Below are 12,533 nucleotides of genomic sequence, written 5' to 3' on the forward strand. Positions count from 1 at the left end.
GCGTATTCCTTTCGATCGGTTAATTGCTTGACGATTATTTCATGATTCCTAACAGGCTGCTGTAATCGTCCGTCCAGGGGCGCACATCCGGCGCTGAGGGCAATTCCTGCAATCCTGCATAGGGCACCAGGCGCTCGCGCTGGCCTATCAGGACCCAGGTGGCCGCAGTCGTGCCGCGCTGCGGATCGGAGGCGTTCTGCGACAGGAAAGCGGTACGGCGGAAGCTGTCCGCGGCTCGCCTGACCACTGGCGCCATGTCCAGGTAGCGGTTGGAGATGTGGATCGCCAGCACGCCATCCGGCTTCAGGTGGCGGAAATAGATGTTGAAGGCCTCCGTGGTCAGCAGGTGCACCGGCACCGAGTCGCCAGAGAAGGCATCTACCGCCAGCACGTCGAACTGTTGCGGCGCTTCGGCATTCAGCACCAGGCGTGCATCGCCAAGAGCGATTTCCTTCCTGGCAGGGCAATCGCGCAGGAAGGTGAAATAATGGTCCGCGAAATCGAGCACCAGTGGATTGATTTCGTAGAAGCGGTAGATGTCGCCGGGCCGGCAATAAGCCGCCATGGTACCGGCGCCCAGGCCGATGACGCCGACATGCTGTGCCGAACCATTGCGGCTGGCGGCAATGGCAATGCCGGCACCGCTGTTGCTGCCGTAATAGGTGGTTGGCCAGCGCCGCTTTTGCGGTTCGAGAAACTGGCGGCCGTGCACGATAGTGCCATGGGTGAGCTGGCGCACCTGGCCGGCGCCGGGTTCCGTATCCTTGATCTTGACTGTCCCATAGAAATTGCGGGCCTTGATCGACGGTGTCGTTGGCCAGATCGCATTGGCGGCCCACAAGACGCCGACCAGGGTGGTGAAGAACACCGCAGCCTTGATGCGTGCTCCGCGCTGCATCGGCGCCGATGGGCGGTGGTGGCATGCGACACCGACGATGCAGACGGCGGCGATACAGGAAAGGATCAGTTCGTAGTCGTCATTGAACATGCGCGGTGCCAGCAAGCCGGTGAACAGGCCGCCAATCGCCCCGCCAGTTGCAATCATCAGGTAGTAGGCGGTCAGGTGGGTAGCTTGCGGCTTGAGGCGCGCCAACTCGCCGTGGCATGCCATGCAGTAGGTGAAGATGCAGGCGCTGAAGAGCAGGGTGGGCCATATGATTCCGCGCGGCATCAGGCTGGGGAAGGTGCTGCAGGCAACCAGCAGCGGCGTCAGCAGGGCCATCAGTGGCAGGAAGAGCCAGCGCTTGTACCAGCGCGCACTTTCGAAGCAGAGAATGAAAGTCAGCAGATAAATCACCAGCGGCAGTACCCAAAGCATGGGCACCGGCGCGATGTTGGCAGTCAGGTGGCTGGTGGCCGCCATCAGCACCACCGTTGGTACGGCGGCGAGGCCACACCACAACAGGCTGTCGTGCAAGGTCGGCTTGCCTGCCATCGCATCTTCGCGCAAGGTATGGGGCGCAGCATTGCGGTTGCGGCCACTCAAGGCGAGGGCGCCGCAAAACAGGGCAAACAGGCCAAAGCCCGCTGACCAGAAGGTGGACATTTCTTTGACGGCAAAGCGTGGCTCGAACAGCAGCGGATAGCTCAGCAAGCCAAGCAGGGAAGCGAAGTTGGACAGGGCAAACAGGCGGTAAGGCACGCTGCCGGGACGTTCCTGGGCAAACCAGTGCTGGACCAGCGGCCCCGTTGTTGAGAGCAGGAAGTACGGCAGGCCAATGGTTGCGGCAAGCAAGCCGAGCAGCAGGAGCGCCGGGTCGTCGCCTGGTGCCGGCTTCCAGCTATCGCTGGGGAGGATGGGCAGTGCCAGTACTGCGATGAGCAGCAGGCCGGCATGCAGCCATGCCTGGCGGCGCGGCGCCAGGTAGCGGCTGGTGAGGTGGGAGTACAGGTAGCCCAGCAGGAGGGTGACCTGGAAGAACAGCATGCAAACCGTCCACGCAGCCGCGGAGCCACCGAACCAGGGCAGCACCATTTTCCCAATGATGGGCTGCACCTGGAATAGCAGGAAAGCGCTGAGGACGATCGTTCCGGCGTAGAGGATAAGCATGAGAAATACTAACTCATGATAAGCCCCGCGGCGAGCGCCAGCATGACCGCGCCGGTCATTCCTTCAATGCACTTCCAGGCCAGGGGGCGCCCGAACACGCCCGCGAGGCGCGTCGCGCCAAAGCCCAGTGCGCTGAACCACAGCAGGGAGGCGGTCATGGCGCCTGCCGAAAAGCCCACGCGCTGGCCGTCCGGGTAGCTGCCGCCGATGGAGCCAAGCAGCACCACCGTATCAAGGTAGACGTGGGGATTCAGCAGCGAGAGCGCGACCACGCTGGCCAGCGCCTGCCTGGCATCCGGTGCCGGCGCCACAGCGTCGACGTCCAGCGATTTGGGCGTCAGCATCGCGCGCCAGCTGCGCAGCCCGTACCAGGCCAGGAAGGCAGCGCCCCCCCAGCGGGCAGCAGCCAGCAGGAGCGGCGAATCCTGGATCACGGCGCCCGCGCCGGCGACGCCAAGTGCAATCAGGACAACGTCGATCACGATGCAAGCGGCAACCGTCAGCGCCACATGCTGGCGTTTGATGCCCATCCGCAGCACATGGGCATTCTGGGCGCCGATGGCCATGATCAGGCTCGCGCCGAGCCCCAAACCGTTTACATAACTCTGCATTTTTCTTTGCTCCTGTTGTGGAGCCCGAATTTTGCCGCCACTGGCCCCGCAAATGAAGCTGGATTAAGATAATTCAGTATTCATTAATTTTGCTAAAGGTGATGGGGATGATTCCAGACGCGCGACAAGGCGAGGCTTTGCTGGCGGTGATCGATTCCGGCAGTTTCGAGCAGGCCGCGGCCGCCCTGCATTTGACGCCGTCGGCCATATCGCAGCGGGTCAGCGGTCTGGAATCGGCAGTCGGCTCGCCGCTCCTGATTCGCAGCCGCCCCATTCGCCTGACCAGCGCCGGGCAGCGGCTGGTGCAATACCTGCGCCGCAGCCGGTTGATGGAACAGGAATTCCTGGCTGAACTGAAAGCCGACGAGGCCCTGCCGCCACGCATTCCGGTGGCGGTAAATAACGATACCCTCGGCACCTGGTTCTTGCCGGAGTTGAGCGCTTTCCTGAATCGCGAAAACATCCTGCTGGAGATAATCCTGGACGACCAGGACCATACTTATTCGCTATTCGAAAAAGGATTGGTGCTCGCTGGTGTTTCCAGCGAGCCGGAACCGATGCGCGGCTGTCGATCGCAACACTTGGGCTTCATGCGCTACCGCTTATTGGCCCAGCCGGGGTTCGTCAAACAATGGTTTCCCGATGGCTTTAACCGCGAAGCCGCGCGCAAAGCGCCGGTGATGTTTTTTGACCGTAAAGATTCGCTGCAAGAGATATTCATCGAGCGGGAGCTGGGACTGCCGTTGGGCGCTTATCCCATTCATTATGTTCCTTCCAGCGATCCGTTCGTGGAGTCAATCCGGCTGGGAATGGGATACGGCATGCTGCCGCGCCAGCAGTATAAGTCGCTGATCGAATCGGGGGAGCTGGCCGATTTAGTGCCGGGCAAATACCTCGATATCCACCTCTATTGGCACTCGTGGCGGATCCAGTCGCCGAAGCTTGAACTGCTCACAGAGCAGGTGCTTGCCGCTGCAGGGCGGGCGCTGGATCGCTAGGCTGGAAGTTGGTGCAATCGCGCCAGTAGTTGGCGCGATTTCACACAGTGGGTTTAATACGTGTAGAACATGCGCTGCAGTTCTTTGGTATTGGCGGTCTTGGCCATGCCCAGCATCAGCAAGATGCGCGCCTTTTGCGGGCTCAGGGTATCGGCGACTACATAATCCAGTTCATCGTCATTTGCTTCGCCATTGCGGGCCAGGATGCCGTTACCGACGCGGCTGGCGCGAACGATAATGGTGCCGCTCTTGCGCGCTGCAGCCAGTTCAGGTTTTACTTTGGCTGCCACGCTGCCATCGCCCACGCCTGCATGGATAATCCCTTTCGCGCCGGCCGCAATAAAGGCATTCAGCGCCACCGAATTCATATTCGCGTAGCCATAAACGATATCGATTTGCGGCAGGGTGTTCAGGTTGGAAATATCGAATTCAGTGTCGGCGGTATGCTTGCGGGCCGAAGTGCGATAGAAGAATGCTTTAGGACCCTGCACATAACCCAGCATGCCCAATTCAGGGGTTTTAAACGAATCCGGGGTCGAGGTATTGGTCTTGGTAACGTCGCGGGCGCCGTGAATTTGATCGCCCAGGGCCACCAGTACACCTTTGCCAACCGCATCCTGGCTACCGGCAATCAATACCGCGTTGTACAGGTTGATCGGACCGTCTGCCGACAGGGCGGTGCCTGGGCGCATGGCGCCCACCAGCACCACCGGCTTGCGCGACTTGACGACCAGGTTCAGGAAATAGGCGGTCTCTTCCAGGGTGTCGGTACCGTGGGTGATGACGATCCCGTTGACGTTCGGCTGTGCCAGCAGGGTGTTGACGCGCTTGCCGAGGGTCAGCCAATGTTCATTGGTCATGCTTTCTGAAGCGATCTGGAACACTTGCTCGCCGGTGACGTTGGCAATCTTGGACAGTTCCGGCACTGCGTTTATCAATTGTTGGACGCCGACTGTCGCGGCGGTGTAGCCCACCGTGGTCGTGGAAGTGGCGCCCGAGCCGGCAATGGTTCCGCCTGTGGCAAGAATCGTGATGTTAGGAAGCTTCTCTGCATGAACACTGAATGCGATCAAGAATGCAAACAGGGTGAAAATGAAGTGCTTGGCTGTGTTGCGTTGCATAAGTTCTCCTGTGGTTAGTTTTAAGAATGTTGCGCATGTTACTAGATTTGGTGCAGTATGGCTGTACTTCCTAAGCAAGGACAATGCCAGTGGAAACAGACGCACTAAGTCTCGCTGTGGTCATGCAGCGCAAAGCATTGAAAAGCATTTGGCAACCATCGCAGTGGTTGCCGGCGGAGGTCGTCTTGTCGCCATTACCTGCCGGCGCGCCGTGTTGTTTGCGGGACGATCCTTCCGAGACCTTGTGGCTTTACCCTGGGCTGTCGATGCGCTTGTATTCCGACGAGGCGGAAGGCTACTTCCTGAATCTCGATTCCGGGTCGCCGTGCTGGTTCATCATGTGGCGGCTGGAAGGGGAGTTGGCTGTGCCGAAATTCGTGACGCTGTCCTATAACGAGGCGGCGCGCCTGATGGATGGTGGCGAGCAGGTCGATACCTTGCCCTTGCCCCCGGTACTTGTGGAGAGGCTTGGAGCATTTGTGGCGGAGTATTACCGCCCGGAGCCGAAGGGCAAGCGCCGCCGGCCTTCCTTCGAAGGCGGTGCCGCGGTTCAGCAAATGGCGCGTGCGGAAAGGGAGGGGCGAGGTGGCCGCTGAGACTTTCTTCGCCCGCTGGTCGCGCGTGAAGGCGGAGGCTCGCCAGGAGCCTGGCGCCCCCGCCACCGTCGCCGAGCACCCAGCTGTCGCAGGCGAATCTTCGGCAACCGATGCGCCGGCTCCGACCCTTGAGCAGGTGGAAAGCCTGACGCCCGATTCCGATTTCACTCCCTTCGTCGCGCGAGGCGTTGATGAAACCGTGCGGCGCGCTGCGTTGAAGAAGCTGTTTGCGGACCCGCGTTTCAACGAGATGGACGGCCTCGACACCTACGTTGGCGACTACAACAAATTCGAACCCCTGACGCCCCTGATGGTGGCAGCCCTCAATCATGCCCGGGACCTGATCGCGCGCGAATTCGACTCGGAAGAAGACGATGAGCCAAAAGACGAGGATCTGTAACTGCAACAACACCATGCCGATGGATGGTGCGGCCATTGGCAGCGCCCTCGGCGAAGGCGCGCTGCCGGTCGCCAGCCAGCTTTGCCGCCGTGAAGTCAGCCAGTACCTGCAAACGCTGGAAGGCGCACAGCGCATCGTGATCGCTTGCACGCAGGAGGAACCGCTCTTCCGAGAACTGGCGGAGATGAAATCCGCCGTGGCGCCGCTGCATTTCGTGAACCTGCGCGAGACGGGCGGGTGGAGCGAGGAGTCTCGTCACGCTACGCCCAAGATGGCGGCCTTGCTGGCCGCTGCCCGTTTGCCCGATCCGGAACCGGTGCCGGAAGTTGAATATCGATCGGAAGGCCGCGTGTTGCTGCTTGGCCCGGCGCGGCGTGTGCTGGCATGGGCGCGCAAGCTGGAGCGGCAACTCCAGGTGAGCGTGCTGCTTACGGACGGGCGGGATGCGGCGATTGCCGGGCACTCGTGGCCCACTTTCAGCGGCAGCACGCCTCGCGTGCAAGGCTGGCTGGGTGCGTTCCATGTGAGCTGGCGGCAGTCCAATCCGATCGACCTTGAACTGTGCACGCGCTGCAATGCCTGCGTGCAGGCCTGCCCGGAAGGCGCAATCGGCCTGGCCTACCAGATTGAGATGGATGCCTGCCGGTCGCACCACGATTGCGTCGCGGCTTGCGGTGCGGTGGCGGCGATCGACTTCGATCGCGCCGACAAAGAACGCAGCGGTGATTTCGACCTGGTATTCGATCTGGGCGACACGCCTTTGCTGCGCATGCACCAGCCGCCGCAGGGCTATTTTGCACCCGGCGCGGACGAGGCAGCGGCTGCATTGGCTGCAATGCAGATGCTGGAACTGGTCGGTACCTTCAGCAAGCCGCGCTTCTTCCAATATAAAGAGAGCATTTGCGCGCATAGCCGCAGCCGGCAGCCGGGCTGCAATGCCTGTATCGATATCTGCTCGGCCGAGGCGATTGGCAACGCGGGCGACCATATCAAGGTATCGCCGCAACTGTGCGCCGGTTGTGGGGCGTGCACGACCGTGTGCCCGTCTGGCGCGCTGACGTATGCGTGGCCGCGCGCTCCTGATTTCGGCGAACGCATCCGGACCATGCTGGCGGCCTATGCACGCGCCGGCGGTTTGCGGCCAGCGCTGCTGGTGCACAGCGACGAGGAGGGCAATGCGTTCGTGGGCGAACTGGGGCAGCTTGCGGCTGCTGGCGCGGCGCATGGCGTGCCATCGCGTGTGCTGCCTTTGCCGGTGCATCATATTGCATCGGTGGGGATGGATTTGTGGCTTGCCGCGGTTGCGTATGGTGCGGTGGACGTGGCGGTGCTGGCGACCGGCTGCGAGGCGCCGCAATACCTCGATGCGATCGCAGGGCAAATGGCATTCGCGCAAGCGATCATCGACGGCTTAGGCTACAGCGGCATCCAGCTGCACGTGCTCCGCGCGCGCGACGCGGCGGAACTTGACCGCGAGCTGCAACGCTTCGCCGCCACTGCTTCGTCCAGCGCCGGCCGCCCGCCCGCGAGTGCATCTGCGGCGGCGGGGCCAATGCCAGGGGTGCCGGCAGCGACCTTCCATGTCGCGGCGGCGAAGCGGGAAACGCTCGATTTCGCGGTCACGCACCTGACCAGGCACGCGCCAAGCCCTCAGGACTGCATCGCTCTCCCCAACGGCGCACCGTTTGGGACGGTCGAGATCGACACCGCCAGGTGCACGCTCTGCATGGCCTGTGTCGGCGCCTGCCCCGCATCGGCCCTGTCCGACAACCCCCAGGCACCGCAGCTGCGCTTTACGGAGTCGAACTGCGTGCAATGCGGCCTGTGCGTGAACACCTGCCCCGAGCAGGCACTCAGCCTGCGGCCGCGCCTTGCTTTGGGCACAACAGCCAGGCAAGCCCGCGTCCTCCATGAAGCCCAGCCGTACCATTGCATCAAGTGCCGCAAACCCTTCGGCACGCAGCAAATGGTGGAAAATATGGTCAACAAACTCGCGGGCCACGGGGCCTTCTCCGGAAACCTCGACCGCATCCGCATGTGCCCCGACTGCCGCGTGATCGACATGATGCAGCCGGAAAAAGAAGTCTCCATCTTTGAGGTAAAACGCCAATGACCGAAGACGAAGAATATGCGCGTTCCGAACTGTATGGCGTGCTCTCCATGCTGTTCTATGGCCCACCATCGCAAGCCGTTCTGGACCTGATCGAAAGCGCAGCCATTGAAGGCGACGGTGTGTTGGCCGATGCATGGCGCGGCCTGCAATCCGCCAGCAGCAAGACCGATGCAGCGCGCGCGCGCGAGGAATATGAGGCGCTGTTCATCGGGACCGGCAAGCCCGATGTCATGCTGTACGGCTCCTATTACCAGTCAGGCTTTCTGATGGAAAAGCCGCTGGCGGCATTGCGTCAAGACCTGGAGCGGCTTGGCCTCGAGCGCTCCGAACACCTGGCCGAAAGCGAAGACCATTTCGCCGCCCTGTGCGATGCAATGCGCTTGCTGCATGGCAGCATTGCAACACAGAAGGAATTTTTTAGCGCGCACATTCAGCCATGGGCACGCCAGCTTTTCGACGCGATCGAGGCCCATCCCGGGGCGGCTTACTACCGGGCAGTATCCGGCCTGGCGCGCAGCTTCGTGGATGTGGAAGCCCAGGCGTTCGATATGGACTAAGCATTAATGCATTGTTAAAACATTTGTGCTAGTGTTAAAAGACTAACTGTTGTTGGTTATGGGAGACCATGATGTCAACGCAATCCAACTCCGGACGACGGTCTTTTTTCACCGGCATGGGGGCCCTGGCCGCTGCCGGCATCGCCGCGAAAATGGCGAGTAGTCCGCCTGGCACGACGCCGCCAGCAGAACCGGAACCGCCTCCCGGCTCCGGCTACCGCCTCACAGAACACATCCAGAAGTACTACCGCACCACCAAGATCTGAGTGGAGGGCAACATGACGCTCCTTACACGCAAAGGGCCAGCCGGCCTCCGTACGCCTGGACGAATTGCATCGAGCCTGGAAGGCAGCCTGGCACGGGCCTTGCCGACCATGGACCGGCGCGCATTCCTGAAACGCTCCGGCATTGGTGTCGGCATGGGGCTGGCGGCATCGCAGATTTCGCTGATGCGCAAGGCGCAGGCGAAAGATCCTGCCGCTGTTGATAGCGGTAGCAGGCAGGTCGTGCGGCGCACGGTCTGCAGCCACTGTTCGGTGGGTTGCGCGGTTGATGCGGTGGTGGAGAACGGTATCTGGATTCGCCAGGAACCGGTATTCGATTCACCGCTTAACCTGGGCGCGCACTGCGCCAAGGGCGCCGCACTGCGCGAGCATGGGCACGGCGAATACCGCTTGAAATATCCGATGAAGCTGGTCAATGGCAAATACCAGCGTATCAGCTGGGACCAGGCCTTGCAGGAAATCTCGGCAAAGATGCTGGACCTGAAAAAGAAGGATGGCCCGGATTCGCTCTTCTTCGTCGGCTCGTCGAAACACAATAACGAGCAGGCGCAGCTGCTGCGCAAATTCGTCTCCTTCTTCGGCACGAATAACTGTGACCACCAGGCGCGCATCTGCCATTCGACCACCGTGGCCGGCGTGGCGAATACCTGGGGCTATGGCGCCATGACCAACAGCTACAACGATATGCAGAACGCCAAAGCGGCCATGTATATCGGCTCCAACGCTGCGGAAGCGCATCCGGTCTCGATGCTGCACATGCTGCACGCGAAGGAAAACGGCTGCAAGATGATCGTAGTCGACCCGCGCTATACGCGCACTGCCGCCAAGGCCGACCAGTACATCCGCATCCGCTCAGGTTCGGACATTCCTTTCCTGTACGGGATGCTGTGGCACATCTTCAAGAACGGCTGGGAAGACAAGGAATACATTGCGGCCCGCGTCTACGGCATGGACAAGGTACGCGAAGAAGTCGCCAAATGGACGCCGGATAAGGTGGAAGAGGCCTGCGGCGTGCCGGAAGCCCAGGTGCTGCAAGCGGCGGAGACAATGGCGAAGAACCGCCCCTCCACCGTGGTGTGGTGCATGGGCCAGACACAGCACTCGATCGGCAATGCGATCGTGCGCGCTTCCTGCATCCTGCAACTCGCATTGGGCAACGTCGGCAAGAGCGGCGGCGGCACCAATATCTTCCGCGGCCACGACAATGTGCAGGGCGCGACCGACGTCGGGCCGAACCCCGATTCGCTGCCGGCCTATTACGGACTGGCTACCGGCGCCTGGAAGCACTGGTGCTCCGTATGGGGCGTGGACTACGAGTGGGTCAAGAGCCAGTTCGCCTCTCAAGCCATGATGGAAAAGTCCGGCACGACTGTGTCGCGCTGGGTCGATGCGGTGCTGGAGAAGAACGAGCTGATCGACCAGGACAGCAACGTCAAGGCAGTGTTCTTCTGGGGCCATGCGCCGAACTCGCAAACGCGCGGCCTGGAAATGAAGAAGGCGATGGACAAGCTGGAAATGCTGGTGGTGATCGACCCGTATCCGTCCGCCACTGCCGCCATGGCCGCGATGAAAGTGGAAGGACAGGAAGTCAATGCCAACCGCGCCGTCTACCTGCTGCCGGCGGCTACCCAGTTCGAAACTTCCGGCTCGGTGACGGCATCGAACCGTTCGGTGCAATGGCGAGAGAAAGTGATCGAGCCGCTGTTCGAATCGCGCACGGACCATATGATCATGTACCAGCTGGCGGAGAAGCTGGGTTTTGGCAAGCAGCTGGTGGCCAGGATCAAGCTGGTCCCGGGCAAGGGCAATATGCTGGAGCCGGAACCGGAAGACATGCTGCGCGAAATCAACCGGGGGAGCTGGACCATCGGCTACACCGGCCAGTCGCCGGAACGCCTGAAGGCGCACATGCGCAATATGCACATGTTCGACGTGAAGACCCTGCGCTGCAAAGGCGGCAAGGATGCGGAGACCGGCTATGACCTAACTGGCGACTATTTCGGCTTGCCCTGGCCTTGCTACGGCACCCCGGAACTCAAGCATCCCGGCTCGGCCAACCTGTACGACAACAGCCAGCACGTGATGGATGGCGGCGGCAATTTCCGCGCCAATTTCGGCGTGGAGCGCGAGGGCGTCAACCTGCTGGCGGAAGACGGCTCATTCTCCAAAGGGGCCGATATTACGACCGGCTACCCGGAATTCGACCACGTGCTGATGAAAAAGCTGGGCTGGTGGGAGGAGCTGACCGATGCCGAGAAGCTGGCGGCAGAAGGCAAGAACTGGAAAACCGACCTGTCTGGCGGGATCCAGCGCGTATGCCTGAAGGGACATGGCGTGCACCCATTCGGCAATGCCAAGGCGCGCGCCGTGGTGTGGAATTTCCCCGATCCGGTACCGCTGCACCGCGAGCCGCTGTTCGGCACACGGCCCGACCTGGTGGCCAAGTATCCGACCCACGAAGACAAAAAAGCCTTCTGGCGCATGCCTACGCTGTACAAGACCGTGCAGCAGAAGGCGGTCGACGATGGGCTGGCGAAGAAGTTTCCGATCATCCTGACTTCCGGTCGGCTGGTCGAATACGAAGGTGGCGGGGAAGAGACGCGTTCCAATCCATGGCTGGCCGAGCTGCAGCAGGAGAATTTCGTCGAGATCAACCCGAAGGCCGCTGCGGAGCGGGGCATCCGCAATGGCGACTACGTGATCGTGTCGACGCCGACCGGCGCGCGCATCAAGGTGCGGGCACTGGTAACCCAGCGCGTAGGCGTGGACACGGCCTTCATTCCCTTCCACTTTTCGGGCTGGTGGCAGGGCAGGGACATGCTGGAATATTACCCGGAAGGCGCGGCGCCGATTGTGCGCGGCGAGGCGGTCAACACGGCCACGACTTACGGCTATGACTCGGTCACCATGATGCAGGAGACCAAGACGACCATCTGCAATATCGAACGCTTCGCGGGCTGAGGAGATTGCCATGGCACGGATGAAATTCATTTGCGACACCGAGCGCTGCATCGAATGCAACGCTTGCGCGACAGCATGCAAGAACGAGCACGAGGTGCCCTGGGGCGTGAACCGGCGCCGCGTTGTGACCATCAACGACGGCATCGTCGGGCAGGAAAAATCGGTTTCGGTGGCGTGCATGCACTGCTCCGACGCGCCTTGCATGGCGGTGTGCCCGGTCGATTGCTTCTATCGCACCGAGGAGGGGGTGGTCCTGCATGACAAGGACGCCTGTATCGGCTGCGGCTACTGTTCTTACGCCTGCCCCTTCGGTGCGCCGCAGTTCCCCTCCAACGGGACCTTCGGCTTGCGCGGCAAGATGGACAAGTGCACCTTTTGCGCCGGCGGTCCTGAAGAAAACGGCTCGCAGGCCGAATTCGAAAAGTATGGCCGTAACCGGCTGGCCGAGGGTAAATTGCCGGCCTGTGCCGAAATGTGTTCAACCAAGGCGCTGCTAGGCGGCGATGGCGATGTGGTGGCTGACATCTTCCGCACCCGGGTTGTCACACGCGGCAAGGGCAGCGAGGTATGGGGCTGGGGTACCGCTTACGGCAAGCAGGAGGCGAAATCATGAAGCTCTATCTGGTAGCGCTGCTGGCGCTGGCTGGCTGCGGCGAGGTTTCGCAGTCGAAGCAGGGCAGCGCGGTAAATCGCGGCGATGAGCCGGGATACAAGGGGGCACGTACGGCGCAAGTAGCCAAGGGTTGGACGCCGGGCGACAAGGCTTCATGGGACAAGCAGGTGCGCGAACGCGGGCAACTGCAGAACGAGTACGTGAAAACCAACCGCTAGGGAGGTTCGCC

The 12,533-nt window shown here is 61.6% G+C and carries 12 protein-coding genes; 9 read left to right on the forward strand and 3 right to left on the reverse strand.

What is annotated here, in order from left to right; all coding sequences use genetic code 11:
* Positions 1-34 precede the first annotated feature (34 nt).
* Together ACWBU6_RS12435 and ACWBU6_RS12440 are read right to left on the reverse strand one after the other, a co-directional pair.
* Positions 35-2,050 (reverse strand): spermidine synthase, encoded by a 2,016-nt coding sequence (locus ACWBU6_RS12435; protein WP_452649094.1) that lies wholly within the window; start codon positions 2,048-2,050, stop codon positions 35-37.
* Positions 2,051-2,058: 8 nt separating this feature from the next.
* Positions 2,059-2,661 (reverse strand): LysE/ArgO family amino acid transporter, encoded by a 603-nt coding sequence (locus ACWBU6_RS12440; RefSeq protein WP_452649095.1) that lies wholly within the window; start codon positions 2,659-2,661, stop codon positions 2,059-2,061.
* Between the two features lie 107 nt (positions 2,662-2,768).
* Between ACWBU6_RS12440 and ACWBU6_RS12445 the strand changes: the two genes are divergently transcribed.
* On the forward strand, positions 2,769-3,659 hold the full coding sequence (locus ACWBU6_RS12445; RefSeq protein WP_452649096.1) for a LysR family transcriptional regulator ArgP: 891 nt from the start codon (positions 2,769-2,771) through the stop codon (positions 3,657-3,659).
* Between the two features lie 53 nt (positions 3,660-3,712).
* Here the strand turns inward: ACWBU6_RS12445 and ACWBU6_RS12450 are convergent, their stop codons facing one another.
* Positions 3,713-4,780 (reverse strand): type II asparaginase, encoded by a 1,068-nt coding sequence (locus tag ACWBU6_RS12450; protein ID WP_452649097.1) that lies wholly within the window; start codon positions 4,778-4,780, stop codon positions 3,713-3,715.
* A gap of 122 nt (positions 4,781-4,902) precedes the next feature.
* Here ACWBU6_RS12450 and ACWBU6_RS12455 point away from each other — a divergent pair, with 122 nt between their 5' ends.
* The 8 genes from ACWBU6_RS12455 to ACWBU6_RS12490 all read left to right on the forward strand — a co-directional run bounded on the left by ACWBU6_RS12455 (position 4,903) and on the right by ACWBU6_RS12490 (position 12,522).
* Entirely contained in the window at positions 4,903-5,376 is a 474-nt protein-coding gene (locus ACWBU6_RS12455; RefSeq protein WP_452649559.1) for a DUF3305 domain-containing protein, read from the forward strand.
* Entirely contained in the window at positions 5,366-5,776 is a 411-nt protein-coding gene (locus ACWBU6_RS12460) for a DUF3306 domain-containing protein (protein WP_452649098.1), read from the forward strand. The genes ACWBU6_RS12455 and ACWBU6_RS12460 overlap by 11 nt, the downstream gene beginning before the upstream one ends.
* Positions 5,751-7,889 carry a 4Fe-4S binding protein gene (locus ACWBU6_RS12465; protein WP_452649099.1) on the forward strand — a complete coding sequence of 713 codons (2,139 nt, stop codon included), beginning with the start codon at positions 5,751-5,753 and terminating at the stop codon, positions 7,887-7,889. Before ACWBU6_RS12460 ends, ACWBU6_RS12465 begins: the two co-directional genes overlap by 26 nt.
* Positions 7,886-8,446, forward strand: coding sequence for a TorD/DmsD family molecular chaperone (locus ACWBU6_RS12470; protein ID WP_452649100.1), 561 nt, complete (start codon positions 7,886-7,888; stop codon positions 8,444-8,446). The genes ACWBU6_RS12465 and ACWBU6_RS12470 overlap by 4 nt, the downstream gene beginning before the upstream one ends.
* Before the next feature lie 68 nt (positions 8,447-8,514).
* A complete protein-coding gene (locus ACWBU6_RS12475) occupies positions 8,515-8,712 on the forward strand; it encodes a hypothetical protein (protein WP_452649101.1) in 198 nt (65 codons plus the stop codon).
* Between the two features lie 12 nt (positions 8,713-8,724).
* Positions 8,725-11,691 (forward strand): formate dehydrogenase subunit alpha, encoded by a 2,967-nt coding sequence (locus tag ACWBU6_RS12480; protein ID WP_452649102.1) that lies wholly within the window; start codon positions 8,725-8,727, stop codon positions 11,689-11,691.
* Between the two features lie 10 nt (positions 11,692-11,701).
* The gene (gene fdh3B / locus ACWBU6_RS12485; RefSeq protein ID WP_452649103.1) at positions 11,702-12,304 is read left to right on the forward strand and encodes a formate dehydrogenase FDH3 subunit beta; all 603 of its coding nucleotides are present in this window, start codon (positions 11,702-11,704) and stop codon (positions 12,302-12,304) included.
* A complete protein-coding gene (locus ACWBU6_RS12490) occupies positions 12,301-12,522 on the forward strand; it encodes a hypothetical protein (RefSeq protein WP_090436928.1) in 222 nt (73 codons plus the stop codon). Before fdh3B ends, ACWBU6_RS12490 begins: the two co-directional genes overlap by 4 nt.
* The last annotated feature ends 11 nt before the right edge of the window (positions 12,523-12,533 follow it).

It is taken from the genome of Pseudoduganella sp. HUAS MS19, assembly GCF_053615455.1.

Excerpts from the sequence above, each read along its gene's own strand:
- ACWBU6_RS12440 (WP_452649095.1), bottom strand. The coding sequence starts at position 2,661 with ATGCAGAGTTATGTAAACGGTTTGGGGCTCGGCGCGAGCCTGATCATG.
- ACWBU6_RS12490 (WP_090436928.1), top strand. The coding sequence starts at position 12,301 with ATGAAGCTCTATCTGGTAGCGCTGCTGGCGCTGGCTGGCTGCGGCGAG.
- ACWBU6_RS12445 (WP_452649096.1), top strand. The coding sequence starts at position 2,769 with ATGATTCCAGACGCGCGACAAGGCGAGGCTTTGCTGGCGGTGATCGAT.
- ACWBU6_RS12455 (WP_452649559.1), top strand. The coding sequence starts at position 4,903 with ATGCAGCGCAAAGCATTGAAAAGCATTTGGCAACCATCGCAGTGGTTG.
- fdh3B (WP_452649103.1), top strand. The coding sequence starts at position 11,702 with ATGGCACGGATGAAATTCATTTGCGACACCGAGCGCTGCATCGAATGC.
- ACWBU6_RS12435 (WP_452649094.1), bottom strand. The coding sequence starts at position 2,050 with ATGCTTATCCTCTACGCCGGAACGATCGTCCTCAGCGCTTTCCTGCTA.
- ACWBU6_RS12475 (WP_452649101.1), top strand. The coding sequence starts at position 8,515 with ATGATGTCAACGCAATCCAACTCCGGACGACGGTCTTTTTTCACCGGC.
- ACWBU6_RS12470 (WP_452649100.1), top strand. The coding sequence starts at position 7,886 with ATGACCGAAGACGAAGAATATGCGCGTTCCGAACTGTATGGCGTGCTC.
- ACWBU6_RS12480 (WP_452649102.1), top strand. The coding sequence starts at position 8,725 with ATGACGCTCCTTACACGCAAAGGGCCAGCCGGCCTCCGTACGCCTGGA.
- ACWBU6_RS12450 (WP_452649097.1), bottom strand. The coding sequence starts at position 4,780 with ATGCAACGCAACACAGCCAAGCACTTCATTTTCACCCTGTTTGCATTC.
- ACWBU6_RS12465 (WP_452649099.1), top strand. The coding sequence starts at position 5,751 with ATGAGCCAAAAGACGAGGATCTGTAACTGCAACAACACCATGCCGATG.